This is a genomic window from Bifidobacterium sp. LH_424 (genome assembly GCF_056356895.1).
In genome coordinates this window covers 1-17635 of the sequence record NZ_JBKEVC010000010.1, presented here as the reverse complement: position 1 = coordinate 17635, position 17635 = coordinate 1, and the positions used below count along the sequence as shown (strand labels likewise).

Below are 17635 nucleotides of genomic sequence, written 5' to 3'. Positions count from 1 at the left end.
GCTGAGGCCAGTCGGAAGCCCACTGGGCTTCCTTGGTGGCCTCAGCCCTTTACCGATCCCGCCATGGACTCCTGGTAGAAGCGCTGCATGACGATGAAGAGGATGGCGATGGGGATGGAGATCAGGACGGCGGCCGCGGCGAAGCGGGCGTACCAGTTCTGGATGTACTCCTTCTGCAGCATGAGCCACAGTCCGAGCGCCACCGTGTAGTTCGACTGCGTGCGGCAGATCACCTTCGCCATGACGAAGTCGAGCCACGGGGTGAGGAATCCGATGATGGCCTGGTAGACAATCATCGGCTTGCAGATCGGGATGATGATCTTCGTGAACACCTGCAACCGGGTGCAGCCGTCGAGCAGCGCCGCCTCGTCGAGCGAGGTGGGGATCGTGTCCATGTAGCCCTTCATCACGTAGAAGCCTGCGCCGGTGCCGGCCGAATACACGAGAATCAGCGCGAGAATCGTCATGCCGCCGCCGGTCAGGCCCATCGCCTTGAGGATGAAGTAGATCGCGGAGACGGCCATGATGCCGGGGAACATGCCGAGGATGAGCACCACGTTCATGAACGTGCGGCGCGTGCGGAAACGCAGACGGCTCATGCAGTACGCGACGGACAGCACGAACGCGATCGAGATCACGCACGTGAAGCACGCGACGATGAACGTGTTCGCGAACATCTTCGGGAAGTCGAGCACCGATTTGTCGGTGAACAGCGCGATGTAGTTGTCCAGCGAGAACTCGGTCGGGAAGAACGTCTTCGTGTACGGCGCGGTGTTCTTGTTGAAGCTTTCCGCGAACACCCACACAATCGGGATCAGCCAGATCACCGCCATAACGGCGAGGAACAGGTGCGCGAGCACGTCGCCGAGGATGCGGCGCTTGCGCGAATCGTGCATGAGGCCGTGCGATTCGGCCTTCACCGCGTCGGCGGCGCCGGCCGCACTGTCCGTGACGATGGACTTGTCGCTGTGCTTGCTCATCGGAACGCCTCCTCGTTCTTGTAGGAACCCGAATTGCGGTAGGTGACGAGCGACACCACCGCGAGGACGATGAACGTCATGATGCCGATGACCGCGCCGAGGTTGTAGTCGCCCTTGTCGACGGTCAGCTTGTACAGCCACGTGATGAGCAGGTCGGTCTTGCCTGCGGACGAGCCGATCGGCGTCGGGTCGCCGCCGGACAGCAGGTAGATCACGTTGAAGTTGTTCACGTTGCCGGTGAACGTGGTGATGAGGTACGGGGTGAGCACGAAGATGATGTACGGCATCGTGATCTGCGTGAAGATCTGCCACCAGTTCGCGCCGTCGAGCCGCGCCGCCTCGTACAGGTCGGCGGGGATGTTCTGCAGGATGCCGGTGATCTGCATGATCGTGTACGGGATGCCGACCCACAGGTTGATGATGATGACGGTGACGCGCGCCCACGTGGCGTTCGTGAAGAACGGCAGCGCGGAGTCGATCCACCCCCATTCCATGAGCAGGCGGTTGACGGCGCCGGTCGGCTGGAGCATCGTGCGCATCACGAGCAGCGAGACGAACTGCGGCACGGCGATGGACATCGAGAAGCAGGCGCGCCAGAACCCCTTGAACCGGGTGGTCCTGCGGTTGATGACCATCGCGAAGAACAGGCCGAGGAAGAAGTTGAGGAACGTGGCGAAGAACGCCCACACGAGCGTCCAGATCAGCACGGACACGAACAGGCCCGCATTGACGGTGCCGCCGCTGTTGGAGAACACCTTGCCGAAGTTCTCGAAGCCCACCCAGTCGAACAGGACGAGATGGTCGTGGTCGTAGCTGGTGAACGCCATCGAGATCATGAAGATCAGCGGCAGGACGGTGAACACGAGGATGCCGAGCGTCGGCAGGAACATGAGCAGCTGGTGCGCGCGGCCGTCGGTCAACTCGTGCAGGTCCTCGCGGAAGGTCGGCGCATGGCCGTGCTCGCGGGCCTCGCATTCGGCCCGGTAGGCGCTGCGCACGGACACCGCCCACAGGACGGCGAACGCGGCGATGAGCACGACGGTGCACACGCCGTACAGGAGGATGACCACCGAATTGTCGCCCTTGGTGTATACCCAGAAGCCGTCGACGAGCGTCTTGCCCTGCTTCTGGCTACCCAGGCCGGGCAGCTTCGACAGGTAGCCGGCACCGCTGACGGCCATGAACACGATGAACGCGATCTCCAGGGCGAGGAACAGCACGCCCTTGACGAATTGCTTGCGCACGAGATTACCCAGCCCGAAGACCAGGGCGGACAGTTTCGTGAACACGTCGCCGCGGGTCAACGCGTTGCGCACCGAATACGGCGACGGTGCCACGTAGTCCGCGCCCATCCTGCGACGGCGTTTCATCTCGCGCGGGGAAAGGGTTGCCGAAGTCATTGCACCCTACCGCCTCTCAACATGATTGATACGTGTGGAATTGTTACGTGTGGATCGATGATCGATGGTTGATGTTCGACGATCGATGGTTGATGTTCGACGATCGTCGCCGGCCGCTGCCGGCCGACGAGGGAACGGGGCCGGGCCCCGAAGGAGGGAGGACCCGACCCCGCGGGAATCACTTGGCGTAGGATCCGACGGACTTGACCCAGGCGTCGGTCTTGGCCGCGGCGTTGTCGGCCGTGACCTCCTTGTTGACGATGGCCTTGCCGAAGGTCTCGGCCGGGGTCCACCAGTCGTTCATGCCGGCGAGACCGGACTGCAGGATGGCGGTGTTGGCCATCGTGTCGGACTGGGCCTTGGCGACCGCGTCATCGGCGGTCAGGGCGGCGAGGGACTTGTCGGTCGGGATGATGCCGCGGGTCGTGTAGTGCAGCTTCTGCGCCTCGGTGGAGCCGAGGTAGGCGGCGAACTGGGCGGCGGCCTTCGGGTTCTTGGCGTTCGGGTTGTAGGCGGCGGCCTTGGTGGCGGCGAAGGACTTCATCTGCTTGGTCTCACCGTTGACGGTGAAGGTCGGCAGCTGGGCGACGCCCATGTCGTCGCCGAGGGCCTTCTTGATGTCGGCGGCGGACCAGGAGCCTGAGAAGAACGCGTCGGCGGTGCCGGCCTGGATCTCGGACAGGCCGGAGTTGTCGGCGCTGTTGTGGAAGTTCGGGTTGGCGGCCATGTCCACCAGATACGTGGTGATGTCGGCTGAATCCTTCGGGAAGACCATGCCGGCCTTCTCGTCGTTGCCCTTCTCGCCGAAGAGCGTCAGGCCGTCGTAGAAGCCGCCGAGGTACCAGGAGTCGGCCAGCGGGAAGGCGACGACGCCCTTGGAGAGCATCGTGTCGAGGCTCTTGACGTCGTCGTCGGAGAACTTCGCCTTGTTGTAGTACAGGAACCACGTGTTGTCGGTGTACGGCACGCCGTAGTACTTGCCGTCGGAGCCGGTGACGGAATCGACTTCGAGGCTGCCGTCCTGCTTCTTGATCTGCTTGGCGGCGTCGGTGCCGAGCTCGCCGATCGCACCCAGCTTGATGAGCGCGCCGAGCTGGTCGGAGGCGAACATGTAGACGTCGGCCGCGGCGGACGGATCGGTCTGGACCTGCTTGGAGGCGTCGCCTTCGGAGACGACGTCGTTCTTCCACGTGATCTTGTACTCGGGGTGTGCCTTTTCGAAGCCCTTCTCGACCTGGCTCAGCCACGAGTCATTGCCGTCCTGGTCCTCCTGCGGGGCCCAGACGCTCAGCGTGACGGCGCCGCCGTCGGCGCCCTGCGCGGAATCACCCGAATCGGAACCGCATGCGGCGAGCGGCGCCAGCATGGCGGTCGCGGCGACAAGTCCGACAAGCTTCTTCTTCCAACTGATCATCTTCGATCGTTCCTTTCCTGTTCAGTCGACTCTCCAACTTCACGATGACCACGTTTGCAATGCCGAATTGACATTATCGCTGAATACGTTAACACCACCGCTTTGGGGCGTTGAGATGCCTTGTATTTGCAACGCTGCGGAACATCGTTGGCTCACAGTGTAGCACCATTTCTGCATACGTTCGCATTTCGCGTTTCCCTGCTAGAATTGCAATCGTTGGTCAATGACGAGAAACCGCATGAACATTGGAGTTTTCATGGATGAGACAACACGACACACCCGTCCCGCATGGCTCGCCGACGCGGTCTTCTACGAGGTCTACCCGCAGTCGTTCAACGACACGAACGGCGACGGCATCGGCGACATCCCGGGCATCATCGCCAAACTCGACTACATCCGCGACCTCGGCTGCAACGCGCTGTGGATCAACCCCTGCTACGATTCGCCGTTCAAGGACGCCGGCTACGACGTGCGCGACTACACGAAGGTCGCCCCGCGCTACGGCACGAACGAGGACCTCGAACGTCTCTTCGCGGAGGCGCACGCGCGCGGCATGCACGTCCTGCTCGACCTCGTCCCCGGCCACACCAGCGAAGAGCACGCCTGGTTCCGGGCATCCGCCCTCCCCGACCCGGCCAGCCGCGTCGTCACGGACGGCACCGGCACGGCCGACGACGTGTCCGAACGCTACATCTGGACGGACTGCTGGATCGCGGGCGGCGACGGCCTGCCGTTCGTCGGCGGCGAGGCCGAACGCGACGGCACGTACATTCTAAACTTCTTCAAATGCCAGCCGGCGCTCAACTACGGGTTCGCGCACCCGAAGCAGCCGTGGCAGAAGCCGGCGCTCGGCCCGGACGCCCTCGCCACCTGCGACGCGATGCTCGACGTGATGCGCTTCTGGCTCTCCCGCGGCGCGGACGGCTTCCGCGTCGACATGTCCGACAGTCTCGTCAAGCACGACGACGACGGCAAACCGTTCACGATCCGCACATGGCAGCACATGTTCGCGCAGATCCGCCCCGAATTCCCCGAGGCCGCGTTCGTCGCCGAGTGGGGACGCCCCTACGAGTCGATGCAGGCGGGCTTCGACATGGACTTCTATCTCGATTGGCGCTGGGGCGGCTGGCCGAACGGCTACAACATGCTGTTGCGCAACACCGACACCCCGTTGGTCCGCGACGGCGACGCCAGTTATTTCAACGCGGATTCCGGCGCGGCGATCAAACCGTTCCTCGACCAGTATCTGCCGCAGCTCGCCGACTGCGAGCGCGCGGGCGGCCTGTTCGACCTCATCACCTGCAATCACGACACGATCCGCGTCGGCCAACGCCTCACCGAGCGCGAACTGAAGGTCGCGTACGGCATGCTGCTGACGATGCCCGGCTGCCCGTTCGTCTACTACGGCGACGAGATCGCGATGCGCTACCGCCCGCTGCCGACGCACGAGGGCGGCTACATCCGCACCGGCAGCCGCACGCCGATGCAGTGGGACGCCTCCCGCCCGAATCTCGGCTTCTCCGCGGCGACGCCCAATCCCGCGACCGGCGCCGTCGTCTCCGGACCCGACGTCACCGCGGCGGCCCCCGACCTCTATCTGCCCGTCGACCCCGCGCCGGACGCGCCTACCGTCGCGGCGGCGCAGGCCGATCCGCAATCGTTGTGGCATTGGCTGCGCACGCTGCTCGCGTTCCGTCACGCGAGTCCCGCATTGCGCGCGGACGCCGGTTTCGAGGTGGTCGCGGGCCGCGACGGCGGCCGCGCGTTCGCCTTCCGCCGCGTCGCGCGCGACGCCGGCGAGGCGGACGCCGCCGGCGCGCGCCGCGACGTTTCCGGCGGATGTTCCGGCGGCGACGTGATCATCGATGACGTGATCATCGCGATGAATCCCGGCCATGGCACCGTCACGATCGACGTGCCTCCACGCGATGACGGCGAGCGCACGATCGCACTCGCGCTCGGCAACCCGACGATCGCCGGCGGCACTCTGACTCTCCCGCCGCAATCCTTCGCGATTCTGCGGTGATTCGTGGCGGACACCCCCTCAGTCCGGCTTCGCCGGACAGCTCCCCCTGAAGGGGGCGCAAGGCGAACTGACATGCGTGAGCGCATGGCCATTCTCTGCGCCCCCTTCAGGGGGAGCTGGCGGCCGTAGGCCGACTGAGGGGGTTTCCACGCGACAAAACAAGTGGAGCCTTGGGGACGTACCCCAAGGCTCCACTCACTTACTCAGCCGATCAGTCGCGACAATCCGTTTCAGCGGCGGGCCTTCGCGAACTTGACGGTGAGGGCGGCGGCGATCAGGACGAGCGCGAGGAGAATCACGCCGGCGATCGCGGTGCCGGTCTTGCCGAGCGGACCGAAGCCGTTGGCGGAACCGCGGTCGAGCTTGGCCTGGCCCTGCGCGATGAGGGCGCCGTTGCCGGCGGCCGCGTTCCCGCTGTTGTCGCCGTCGCTCTTGTTGGCGGCGCCGGCGGCGGGGGCGGTGAACTCGGGGGCGGCCACGGCACCGGACTGGCGGCCGGTGACGGTCAGGCGGTAGCTCTTGCCTTCGGTGAGGTTCAGCGGGATCTCGGTGGTCTGGCCGGGGGCGATGCGCACGCCGGAGACCGGGGTGCTGTTGTTGGAGGCGGCGATCACCTGGTTGGTGGCGCCGTCGCGCAGCTCGTAGGCGGCGACCGCGTCGCCGTTGAAGCCGGTCAGGTCGGCGTAGTACTTGCCGTCACGGGTGACGACGTCCACCCTGGCGTTCTGGGACAGGGCCTTCTGGTCTTCGGTCGTGGTGGCGAGGCCGAGCGCGCCGGCGATCGTGTAGAAGTTGTCGGTCTGGTCGGTCAGGCCGATGACGCGCTGTGCGCCGGGGCCGGAGGCGGCGATGCGCAGCTGGGTGCCGGTGTGCTCCATGCCGCCGTCGTTGTAGCCCTTGGAGGGGTCGGACGCGTCGGGATCGGCCTGGGTGGCGGTGCCGTAGGAGATGACGATCTGGGCGCCGTCGACCGGGGACTTGAGGATCGTGCTCAGCGCGTAGGCCGGCGGCTCGTTGACGATCTGGCTGGTGTGCGCGTGGTCGGCGGTCACGATGATGAGCGTGTTGGACAGGTCGACCTGGCTGATGGCGGCGGAGATGGCCTTGTCGAGGTCGTCGGTCTCGCCGATCTGGCCGCAGGCGTTGGCGGCGTGGTCCTGCTTGTCGATGGACGCGCCTTCGACCTGCAGGAAGAAGCCGTTCTCGCTGGTCTTCGGGTTGGCCTTGAGCACGTCGAGGGCCTTGTTGGTCATGTCGGCGAGGGAGGCGGAGTTGCCGTCAGCGGTCTTGTTGCCGAGCCAACCGTCGTTCACCCGGCACTGGAGCGGGCCACGGGCGATCGTGGCCTTCTGGTCGAGGGCCGGGGTGGCCTGGAACTCGGTGGGCAGGTTGCCGTCGCCGAGCAGGGCGAGGATCGGCTGGTTCTCCTTGTACTGGAGCTTGGCGAAGTCGTCGACGTTGTTCTCGACGGTCTGGAAGCCGCGGGCCTTGGCCTGATCCCACAGGGTCTTGCCCTGGTATTCGCCGGCCTGCGCGGTCTGGCGGAAGTACTTGGCGCCGCCGCCGATGGTCACGTCGGCGCGGGTGTCGAGCAGCTGCTCGGAGATGGAGCCGATGCCGCCGTTCTCCTTGAGCTGTTCGGCGCGGCACTGCTTGGCGGCGTTGTTGCTGCTGCCGTCGGTCTTGCCCTGCGGGCCGTAGCAGGAGCGCTCGGTGGAGTGGGATTCCAGCACGGCCGGGGTGGCGTCCTGGATCTCGGCGGTGGTCACGTTGCCGGTGGTCTTGCCGGCGGCCTTGGCGAGCTCGAACAGGTTGAGCTGCGGGTTGCCGTAGATGTCGACGTCGACGGCGTTGTTGTAGGTCTTGGTGCCGGTGGCCCAGCTGGAGCCGGAGGCGGAGGAGTCGGTGACCGGGGTGATGACGCCCGGCTTGTCGTTGACGCCGCCGGCCTTCGGGTACTTGCCGTTGTCGGAGCTGTAGCCGAGCGAGAACGTGGTGTACTGGCCGGTTCCGGCGTTCGTGTCGCCGAGCGCGCCCGGCTGGCCGATCTTGTCGAGGCCGTCGAACGAACCGTTCGCGCCATGCAGGTAGTCGCGGGCGGCGGTGATCTCGGAGTCGCCCATGCCGTCGCCGATGAACAGGATGACGTTCTTGGCCTTGGCGGAGCCGATGGCGGCAATGCGCTGCGCGCCGCCGTGCTGCGCGAGATCCGCGACCTGCTTGCCGTCCTGCGCGAACGCGGCGGGCACGGTGAGCGCGCCGAGCGCCGCGACCGAGGTCAGCGCCGCTACGGCCGCCCTCGCGATGTGCTTGATGTCCATGATTTCCTCTTCTTCCTCCGTAGGTACTGCCGAATGAGTACTGCCAACGGTGTCATCGGGCAATCTATGCCCGCCAGACCACGACTCGGCGGAGAGGAGGCGAACACGGCGTGAACGAAGGTGAATTACGATGAATTATGGTGTACGATACGGTAATGCAATCGTTTGCAAACCGCGTTGTCGGCAGTGTCGCGACCGCGCGCCGTCAAGTAGGAAAGGAACCGCATGACCGCGAACAACATGCATGAGGACTGGTGGAAGCAGGCAGTCGTCTACCAGGTCTACCCACGAAGCTTCAAGGACGTGAACGGCGACGGACTCGGCGACATCGCCGGCGTCACCGAGAAGATGGACTACCTCGAGAAACTCGGCGTGGACGCGATCTGGCTGAGCCCGTTCTACCCGTCCGACCTCGCCGACGGCGGCTACGACGTCATCGACTACCGCAACGTCGACCCGCGGCTCGGCACGATGGACGACTTCGACGCGATGGTCGCCGCCGCCCACAAGGCCGGCATCAAGGTGATGGTCGACATCGTCCCGAACCACACCGCCGACAAGCACGTCTTCTTCCAGGAGGCCCTCGCCGCCGCCCCCGGCTCCCCCGCGCGCGACCGCTACATCTTCCGCGAGGGCCGGGGCGAGCACGGCGAACTGCCGCCGAACGACTGGCAGTCCATGTTCGGCGGCCCCGCGTGGACGCGCGTGCCCGACGGCCAGTGGTACCTCCACCTGTTCGCCAAGCAGCAGCCGGACGTCAACTGGAACAACCCGGACATCCACGCCGAATTCATCAAGACCCTGCGCTTCTGGGCCGACCACGGCACCGACGGCTTCCGCATCGACGTGGCCCACGGCCTCGCCAAGGACCTCGATTCCAAGCCGCTGGCGGACATGGCCGCGAACGACGTGCAGAACCAGCTGTGCCACGACTTCACCAGCCCGCTGTGGGACCGCCATGAGGTGCACGAGATCTACCGCGAGTGGCGCCGCGAGGTGTTCGACCGCTACGATCCGCCGCGCTTCGCCGTCGCCGAGGCGTGGGTCGTGCCCGAGCACCAGCACCTGTACGCCTCCACCGACGAACTCGGCCAGTGCTTCAACTTCGACTTCGCGAAGGCCGCATGGCTGCCCGACGAGTTCCGCGCCGCCATCGAGGGCGGTCTCGGCGCCGCCGCGGCCACGCACGGCTCGACCACCACGTGGGTGATGAACAACCACGACGTGCCGCGCAGCCCCAGCCGCTACGGCCTGCCGCAGATTCCGAACGCGCCGTACCACCAGCTCGCGCACGACTGGCTGATGCGCGACGGCTCCACGTATGTCGAGGACCGCGTGCTCGGCACGAGGCGCGCCCGCGCCGCCGCGCTCATGGAGTTCGGCCTGCCCGGCGGCATCTACGTCTACCAAGGCGAGGAGCTCGGCCTGTTCGAGGTCGCCGACATCCCGTGGGACCAGCTCGAGGACCCGACCGCGTTCAACACGCGCCGCGCGGCCACCGACAAGGGCCGCGACGGCTGCCGCGTGCCGCTGCCGTGGACGGCCGGCGACGAGGCGTCGTTCGGCTTCTCGCCGAGCGAGAAGGCCGACGGCACGCCCGCCGCCGCCCCGCACCTGCCGCAGCCCGCATGGTTCAAGGATTTCGCGGCGGACGCCGAGGAGCATGACGAGACGTCGATGCTCGCCCTGTACCGTACGCTCCTCACGTTGCGCGCCGAGCTGCTCACCGCCACCGGCGACACGTCCACCTTCGACTGGGTGGACATGGGGTCCGACGTGATCGCCTACCGTCGTCCGGCGACCGACGCCCGTACGCTCACCTCCATCACCAACTTCGGTGCGGAGCCGGTCTCGCTGCCCGCCGGCCAGATCGTCCTCGCCTCCACGACGCTCACCGACGACGGCCGCCTCCCGCAGGACGCCAGCGTCTGGGTCCTCGACTGACGCGATCGACGAGACACGTTCATCGCCGATTCCGATGATGTGGTGAGGGGCGGCCTTGCAGTTTTCTGCAAAGCCGCCCCTCACCACGTTCCGGACACTACGCTGGGTGTCATGTGCGCCGTCGACCATGATCATGATGCGCGGGCGTCCGATGCGGCCGCCGCGCCCATCGCCGCCCATCCCGCCACCGTGCGTATCGGGGTATTGGACAATGACGCGCTCGCACTGGACTGCATCAGACGGATGCTGGAATCGCAAAGCCGCGGCGTCACCTACGGCGTGAGCATCTGGACGTCCACCTCGCCCGCCTACGCGATCCAGGAGTGTCGGAACGGAACGGCGACCGACGTCCTGCTCATCGACATGGCCCTGAACGGCGTGACCGGACCGCAGGTCGCCGCGGAGATCCTCAAACGCTCGCCCGACACCGTCATCATCGGCATGACCTCCTACGCGCTGGAGGCATATCGCAACGAGGCCATGCACGCCGGCATCACGGTGCTGCTGGACAAGGCCGCGTTCGGCCAGCGACTGCTCGGCACCATCGAACGGATCCTCGAGGAGCACCACAAAGCGATCCAGACGCATCGCGAAGCGTCACGGAACGGCAGGACCGCCGCCGGCGAGCGCGCGGATGGGACGCAACGCCCGCTGAGTCCCATCGAACGCGACATCGTCGCGTTGAGTCTCGGCGCGATGACCACCCGGCAGATCGGCACGCGCCTGGGCATCACGGCGAACACGGTATCGTCGCACCGACGCAACATCAAACGCAAACTGGGCGTCGGCACGTGGCTCGAGGCGCTGGACCGTTGCCGTGCGCTCCACATCGCGTGACATCGCGGCAAGGCGAGGGGACGGAACCATGACGATATCGCATGCGGAACCGAACGACGCGGCCCGCAACGGAAAGCCTCTGCGCCGGTTCTTCCGGACGGCCCGGCGCGTTGCCGGCCCCCATCCCCTGCTGTCGGCGATGGCGCTGGCGGCGGGGCTCGCGGCGACCGGAGAGACCGCCCACTACGTGTTCGCCGTGTTCGGCGGATTCGGCGGGGCCGACGCCGGGTGGGGACCATACGGGTTCCCGCGCAACGTCGCGCTGCTGTGCGCGTTGGCGGCGGCCTCCGCGTGGAACGTCGTCAGACCGCGGTACGGCGGGTACGCCGTCATGGCGATCGTCGCCGTCATGACGGTGACGGCGTTCCCCGTGCCGCTCACCGTGTTTCTTCTCGCGTTCGTCGCGACCGCCTCGCTCACGTTCCTCGATCCGATATCCGGGTGCGCGGGCGGCATCGCGTTCTCCTCGCTGATGATCATCTACGGAAGGCTCGAACCATACGGCATCATGGGGTACGGCAGCGCCTACACGTTGGGGGCCTGCGTCGCCGTGTCGGCCGTCATCGGATATTGCGGGCACGCCATCGTCCGTGCCGTCGCGGAACGCCGTCGACGCGACGAACTCGCGCGCGGCATGCGGCTCGCGCGCGAACTGCACGACCACGTCACGAACGATCTCAACGACATCGTCATGCTCATCGACGGGCAGCTGGCCGACGCGGGCGAACCCACGGACGGCCCCACCGACGAATCCGCCGAACGGTACAGGATCATACGGAATCTCGCGATCGACGCGCTGCGGCATACGCGCCGGACCATCGCCACATTGGACGGACGCACGCACGCGCCGGAGACGCCGAAACCACCGGCGGCGGTACCGGCGATGGCGGCACCACCAGTGCCATCGCCGGCAGCCGGCGGACTGTCCGAAACCATCGAACGGCAACGGCTGCAGCTGGAACGGATCGGGCATTCCGGCGAAGTCATCGTCATCGGGGACACGAAACTCCCGCCCGCCTCGGCGCGCGCCTTCATCGCCGATTTCCTGCGCGAACTGTTCGGCAACATCGCCAAACACTCGGACCCGCGGCAGGGCTATACGATGTTCATCGCGTTCGCCCCGACCGATTGCACGATCGAGCTCTGCGACCATCCCAAGCATTCCGGGCCGTCCGCGGAAGGGCTGCGTTCCGGGCTCGCCCGGTACCGTACGCTGATCGAGCAGGCGGATGGCGCGCTGACTGTCACGGACGGCGACGCATGGACGATGCACGCGCGAGTCCCCTATCGGATAGCGGGCACCCGCTAGCGGACGGCTGTCGGCTGACGGTTGTCAGCTGACGGTTGTCGGCTGACGGTTGCTAGCTGACGGTTGTCGGCTGACGGTTGCTAGCTGACGGCACCGCTCGTCACCTGATGGTACCGATCCGTCGCGCACGCCCATTGATAGTACGGCCGGCAACGTGTGGCCCCATAGCGGAACGCATCCTGCGGGCTCAACGGGTCGACGGAATAGAGGCACCCGTAGGAGGCGCATCCCTCGGCGGGGTCCGCTCCCGTCTCCTCCACGTACGGTTGGTAGAGACGCTGCCGCAGTTCGGGCAACGTCCTGACCCGCAACGCGCGCGACACCCTCACTCCGGCAATGACGTCGTATTCGTGCGCCGCGTTCGGGGGATATACGGTCATCCACACGGCGACGATTCCCAGAGCGAGGGCCATCGTCACGCTCACCACGCGTACTCCCAACCGCAGATTCTGCTGCCGCCGGTCGTTCTGCTCCTGATACTGATCGGACATCCTCGCCTCCGTCACTCGGCCCGTCACTCGATTCTCCAAATCAACTCATGTATACGCCCGTCACCTCCACAAGATCGCCTGAACCAAATTCGAGTCCCGTATGAGGGCTTCTCACGCGCGTATTGTTGTGGGCTCCCTTGTAGGTGAAATCGACGCTGGCCCACCAGCCACCTGTATAGAAGCGCTTCGATTGCGGCCAGTAACCGTCGTAATGGGAACCGTGATGAGAGCCGTAATACGCGCCGGCGGTGCTGAACGACGTGGCGATGCCGCCGCTCCGATCCAGGACGGCTGGAGCTGCCGTGCCGGAAGCCGGGGCCGCGGCATCGGCATTGCGGGAGACCTCGGACTCCTCCAGCACCTCGTCGAGGGTCTTGGTCCCGTCCATCACCGCCTTCGCCTGCTCGGGGCTGACACGCCCTTCAGGGCCGTCAAAGCCCAGATCCAGACGCACGTCCTCCCCTGTCTCGGGATCGATCGTATAGGTTTTCGGCACCGAGGACATGGCAAGGGCGTCAAGTTCCGCCTCGGTGGTGATGCCGAACCCCTTCGCCACCTCGATTCCGCCGATCATGACGTACCCCGGTTCGATGACGGGCTCCTCGGCCTGTGCGCACGCCGGAAGGACGCCGAGCGCGAACGTGCAGGCCGCGAACAGCGCGACCAATCTGACAGCCCACATCCTTGTCGAGCGAATCATGGGAGGCTCCTTTCGCTATGGCAGGTCTTCGATGACCTGTACACCATCGACGATAGAAGACGCCTCACGCGCGGGACGACGGTTTGCAGAAAAGTGCACGGCGGCCTCGGCGGCTCGGCAACACAACCGGCGGTGCCTGCGCGGTCGCCGGCGGCGCGGAAAATCCGGTGAAGACGCCACGTGAAGATGCCACGCGCGAGCGCCGATATGCCGGGGTGACATGCCGTGCAGCGTGTAATCTGGATACGTTTCGATTGTTTCCGTTAACAAGGTGGTTCGCATGAACAGCAGCATCCAGGATGTCGCCAAGGCGGCGGGCGTCTCCATCTCGACGGTGTCGCGATCGTTCACCCGGCCCGACCTGGTGTCGGCGAAGACGCGCGCACGCGTGCTCAAGTTCGCCGACGAACTCAACTTCTCCCTGTCGCGTTCCGCCGCCGCGCTGAAATCCGGCCGATCGCTGCGCATCGCCGTGCTGATGAGCGGCCACATCCGCATGTGGTTCACCGCCTCCGTGATCGAAGGCCTCAACGACGTGCTCCACGCGGAAGGCTACGACATCTCGATCTTCCAGATCTCCAGCATCGAGGAGCGGCGCGAGTTCTTCGAAATGCTGCCGGTGCGCCGCAACGCCGACGCGGTCATCGTCGTCTCGTTCGACATCGACGCCGCCGAGACCGCGCAACTCACGTCGATCGACGTGCCGATCATCGGCATCAACTCCGCCGACTCCGAACAGCACGGATTCGCCGCGTCCGTCACCATCGACGACGCACAGGGCGCGACGCTCGCCGCACGCCACCTGCTCACGCTCGGACACCGCGACATCGCGTACATCACGACGAACCGCGACGTCTCGCTGAGCTTCTCCGTGCGCGGCCGCTTCGACATGTTCATGGACTACTGCCGCAAGGAAGGCGTCGAACCGCGCGCCATCGAGTGTCAGGTCGACGACGACGGCCATTACGAGATCGGCAGCGTGGTCACGCAACTGATGAGCCTGCCGACGATGCCCACCGCCATCGCCTGCCAGGAGGACGGCATCGCGCTGCCGCTCATCTTCCAGCTGGAACGCAACGGGTTCGCCGTTCCCGGCGACGTGTCCGTCATCGGCTACGACGACAGCTTCTACGCCGACGACATCGGATTGACGACGATTCGCCAGGATCCGGTCGAAACCGCGCACATCGCCGCCCGCATGACCCTCGACCTCATCCACGGACGGAAGCCCGACGACCCGTTCCGCACATTGCCCGCCCAACTCGTGGTCCGTTCCAGTACGGGACGGTGCTGACGCCTTCCCCTTCAGCTCCCCCTTTTAGGGGGAGCTGTCCGCAAAGCGGACTGAGGGGACTACGGGACGCTACACAGCGCTAGCAGTTCCAGCGTTCGATGACGTTGTCGCCCTTGTACTTGCTGAGCACGCAGTAGTGCGCCGTGTCCAGCCGCAGCAGGCGCGCGAACCGCGGTTCGACGCCCAGCCACTGCGACGTGAGGATGCGCAGGATGTGCGCGTGCGCGACGAACAGCACGTTATGCCCCGACTCGAGCAGCGGCAACACCGCTTCGATGGCACCACGCGCACGCGCGGCCGCCTCCTCCACGGTCTCGCCCGGGCCCTCGTGCACCGGCACCTGCCGCCCGTCCGGCAGCGTCTCCGTCCAGTCGCCCTGCATCGACTCCGGCAACGATCGCGGACCGTCACGCCACACGTCCCACTGGAATCCGGCCAGTTCGCTGATCTGCTGACGCGTGCGGCCTTCCGCGCTTCCGTAATCCCACTCGGCGATGCCGTCCAGCGTGCCGGGATGCTCGAAACCAGCCAGCACGGCGGTCTCATGCGCACGCACGAGCGGGCTCGAGAATACGCAGCCTTCGTCGAATCCGCCGGGGAACGCGGCCTCGAGACGCTTGCCGGCGTCCACGGCCTGCTGCCTGCCGACCTCGGTCAGCGGGATGTCGGTACGTCCGGTGTGCTGCCCCGATTGGCTCCACGCGGTCTGCCCGTGGCGCAGAAGAACAAGGTATCCGGTGCCGCCGAGGGACGCGTCGACGGCCACAGTGCCGTCCGATTGATGATTGTTCATGCCTCCCACTGTAGCCCGTGAACGCTCCCGACTCCACTGAATCGCCGTGGGTTGTTCGATTGATGGGCGGCTGACGGAACCGTTAGACTGGGTGATATGAGCGAAGAGAAGCGTATCGGAGCGCATGCGGCGCCGTCGTCGACCGATCGGATGATCGACACGTTCCATCGCATCGATGAGAAGGTCGATGCGATGCGCGAACACCGATTGAACGATCCCGATTCCCTGGGCGACAAAATCGTGAAGTGGGCGTTGCCGTCCGTCGCGGGACTCGTCGGCGGCAAACTGTTCCAAATCATCTGGAATCGCGGCGTCTCCCGTCGCAACGTGCGCCGCGGCCTCGCCGCCGACGCGCCGCAGGGATTCCTCATGCAGCTGCTGTTCACCGCACTGTCCGCCGCGTTCGGCGCATTCGTCTCCCACATCTCGAACCGCGGCTCCGAAGCGATCGTCGACCGGCTGCATCGTCACTGACGGCACTCCTCTGTCTTGCACTCCTCCACAGTGGGCGTCGTCGTTTTGGGCCCCCTCTGTCGAGGGGGCTCCCGGCGGAGCCGGGTGGGGGAGAGCGCGCCCCCTTCAGGGGGAGCTGGCGGCCGCAGGCCGACTGAGGGGGCACGCTGACGCACTGACGGCGTCATGTACTTGTACTTGGCCAGCGGTGGAATGACAATAGGAACCATGGTTACTAACAGCACTATCGAAACCCTGTTGAACCGCCGCTCGATCCGCGCCTTCAAGGACGAGGCGATCGACGACGACACCCGTATCACGCTGGAAACGGTCGCACAGCACGCCGCTTCCAGCCAGTATCTCAACGACTGGTCGGCGATCCGCATCTCCGATCCGGCGATCAAGGCGAAGTTCGCCGAATTCGGACATCAGCCGTATATCGCGCAGGCGCCGCTGCTCTATCTGTTCGTCATCGACGAGCATCGCAACGCGCTGATCGCCGAGCGCAAAGGCGTCGACACGCACAGCGACGCGTGGACGCTCGATTCCAGCTACCGCTTCACGCAGGCGCAGAACGACGCCGTGCTCGCTCTGCACGCGATGGAGACCGCCGCGTACTCGCTGGGCCTCGGCTGCGTGATTCTGGGTTCCGTGCTCAACGATATCCCCGGACTGATCGACGTGTGCCATCTGCCGGAATACACGTATCCGGTGCTGGCGATCGCAATCGGCAAGCCGGATCAGGAACCGGCGCTGAAGCCGCGCATGCCGCGTGCGATGCAGTTCTTCGAGAACACGTATCCGGCCGATGACTCGGCGGCTGGTTCCGATGCCGCCGTGCTGTCCGGTATCGACGATTTCGATGCGACGGTGCACGAATACTACGACCTGCGCAACACGGACCGCCCGGTGGACACGTTCAGCGACCAGATCGCCAAGGTCGGCACGCAGGACGTGAGCGGCAAATCGCTCCTCCCCAAGGCCGCCGCCCAAGGCTTCCGCCTGGATCGCTAGGTTCGGTTCCCGAGCCCCGGCGGGTGTGATGCATTCCCTCCGCCCGCCTGTGTCGCTTGGCTCCCCCTTGGAGGGGGAGCTGTCCGCAAAGCGGGCTGAGGGGGTCCAGTGTCTGTTGTTGTGGTTCCTCCCTTGGCTCCCCTTGTGAGGGGGAGCTGTCCGCCGGGGGCGGGCTGAGGGGGTGATGGCGCGTGTCTGTAGATATGCGGGGGCCCTTGGGAGCTGTTGCTCGACCAAGGGCCTTCCTTATCGTGTGATGCGGCGGCGTGCTACTCTCCCACACTCTCTCGGGTGCAGTACCATCGCCGTGCCAGGTCTTAGCTTCCGGGTTCGGAATGGGACCGGGCGTCTCTCCTGGGCTATGACCGCCGCAAATCTTCTCTTATCAGGGATGTTCCTCCCTGGATGCTGGTGGCTTGGGGACCGGATGGTGGACGCTTCATGTTGATCGTTTGGGTTGTGACGTCACGGTTGCTCCGTGTCGCGTGCATTCGCAGAAGAGGTTGATGCCGTCCCAACCATGGGTTGGGATTGAGTGTGTCGCGCTTCCCCGTTAGTACCGGTCGGCTCCACCCCTCGCGGGGCTTCCACGTCCGGCCTATCGACCACGTGTTCTTCATGGGGGGTCTCAGGAACCGTGGTTCCCTGGGAATACTTAT

14 protein-coding genes and 2 rRNA genes are annotated in these 17635 nt (G+C 65.7%); 7 read left to right on the top strand and 9 right to left on the bottom strand.

Translation table 11 applies throughout. From position 1 onward, the window contains the following. Positions 1-41: 41 nt before the first annotated feature. From AC1AYP_RS08470 to AC1AYP_RS08460, 3 genes are all read right to left on the bottom strand, one after another. Positions 42-896, bottom strand: coding sequence for a sugar ABC transporter permease (locus AC1AYP_RS08470; protein WP_476533021.1), 855 nt, complete (start codon positions 894-896; stop codon positions 42-44). Positions 897-976: 80 nt separating this feature from the next. Beyond that, the gene (locus AC1AYP_RS08465) at positions 977-2350 is read right to left on the bottom strand and encodes a carbohydrate ABC transporter permease (RefSeq protein ID WP_476547581.1); all 1374 of its coding nucleotides are present in this window, start codon (positions 2348-2350) and stop codon (positions 977-979) included. Positions 2351-2558: 208 nt separating this feature from the next. Next, positions 2559-3794 carry an extracellular solute-binding protein gene (locus tag AC1AYP_RS08460; RefSeq protein WP_476512504.1) on the bottom strand — a complete coding sequence of 412 codons (1236 nt, stop codon included), beginning with the start codon at positions 3792-3794 and terminating at the stop codon, positions 2559-2561. Between the two features lie 256 nt (positions 3795-4050). On the opposite strand from AC1AYP_RS08460, the gene AC1AYP_RS08455 reads away from it, so the two are divergent. After that, a complete protein-coding gene (locus AC1AYP_RS08455; protein ID WP_476547517.1) occupies positions 4051-5820 on the top strand; it encodes an alpha-amylase family glycosyl hydrolase in 1770 nt (589 codons plus the stop codon). A gap of 230 nt (positions 5821-6050) precedes the next feature. Here the strand turns inward: AC1AYP_RS08455 and phoA are convergent, their stop codons facing one another. Then, positions 6051-8141: an alkaline phosphatase gene (phoA, locus tag AC1AYP_RS08450; RefSeq protein WP_476547515.1), complete on the bottom strand. Its 2091-nt coding sequence runs from the start codon at positions 8139-8141 to the stop codon at positions 6051-6053. Positions 8142-8366: 225 nt separating this feature from the next. Between phoA and AC1AYP_RS08445 the strand changes: the two genes are divergently transcribed. The 3 genes from AC1AYP_RS08445 (at position 8367) to AC1AYP_RS08435 (ending at position 12231) form a co-directional block, all read left to right on the top strand. Further along, positions 8367-10085, top strand: coding sequence for a glycoside hydrolase family 13 protein (locus AC1AYP_RS08445; RefSeq protein ID WP_476503159.1), 1719 nt, complete (start codon positions 8367-8369; stop codon positions 10083-10085). A 111-nt stretch (positions 10086-10196) separates the two neighbouring features. Beyond that, positions 10197-10922 carry a response regulator gene (locus tag AC1AYP_RS08440; protein WP_476503158.1) on the top strand — a complete coding sequence of 242 codons (726 nt, stop codon included), beginning with the start codon at positions 10197-10199 and terminating at the stop codon, positions 10920-10922. Between the two features lie 28 nt (positions 10923-10950). Continuing rightward, positions 10951-12231, top strand: a complete 1281-nt coding sequence (locus AC1AYP_RS08435) for a sensor histidine kinase (RefSeq protein ID WP_476503157.1) — start codon at positions 10951-10953, stop codon at positions 12229-12231. Positions 12232-12311: 80 nt separating this feature from the next. Here the strand turns inward: AC1AYP_RS08435 and AC1AYP_RS08430 are convergent, their stop codons facing one another. Continuing rightward, positions 12312-12722 (bottom strand): hypothetical protein, encoded by a 411-nt coding sequence (locus tag AC1AYP_RS08430; protein ID WP_476503156.1) that lies wholly within the window; start codon positions 12720-12722, stop codon positions 12312-12314. Between the two features lie 40 nt (positions 12723-12762). Then, positions 12763-13422 carry a hypothetical protein gene (locus AC1AYP_RS08425; RefSeq protein WP_476503155.1) on the bottom strand — a complete coding sequence of 220 codons (660 nt, stop codon included), beginning with the start codon at positions 13420-13422 and terminating at the stop codon, positions 12763-12765. Positions 13423-13702: 280 nt separating this feature from the next. On the opposite strand from AC1AYP_RS08425, the gene AC1AYP_RS08420 reads away from it, so the two are divergent. Further along, entirely contained in the window at positions 13703-14716 is a 1014-nt protein-coding gene (locus AC1AYP_RS08420) for a LacI family DNA-binding transcriptional regulator (RefSeq protein ID WP_476503154.1), read from the top strand. Between the two features lie 79 nt (positions 14717-14795). Here AC1AYP_RS08420 and AC1AYP_RS08415 read toward each other — a convergent pair whose 3' ends face one another. Further along, positions 14796-15509: a histidine phosphatase family protein gene (locus tag AC1AYP_RS08415; RefSeq protein WP_476503153.1), complete on the bottom strand. Its 714-nt coding sequence runs from the start codon at positions 15507-15509 to the stop codon at positions 14796-14798. 96 nt (positions 15510-15605) lie between these two features. Here AC1AYP_RS08415 and AC1AYP_RS08410 point away from each other — a divergent pair, with 96 nt between their 5' ends. Continuing rightward, positions 15606-15983 carry a DUF4235 domain-containing protein gene (locus AC1AYP_RS08410; protein ID WP_476503152.1) on the top strand — a complete coding sequence of 126 codons (378 nt, stop codon included), beginning with the start codon at positions 15606-15608 and terminating at the stop codon, positions 15981-15983. Between the two features lie 207 nt (positions 15984-16190). Beyond that, positions 16191-16976 (top strand): nitroreductase family protein, encoded by a 786-nt coding sequence (locus tag AC1AYP_RS08405; RefSeq protein WP_476503151.1) that lies wholly within the window; start codon positions 16191-16193, stop codon positions 16974-16976. 256 nt (positions 16977-17232) lie between these two features. On the opposite strand, the gene rrf is transcribed toward AC1AYP_RS08405, so the two are convergent. Both rrf and AC1AYP_RS08395 read right to left on the bottom strand, forming a co-directional pair. After that, positions 17233-17349 (bottom strand): 5S ribosomal RNA (gene rrf / locus AC1AYP_RS08400). Positions 17350-17509: 160 nt separating this feature from the next. Beyond that, positions 17510-17635 (bottom strand): 23S ribosomal RNA (locus tag AC1AYP_RS08395); the annotation flags it as partial.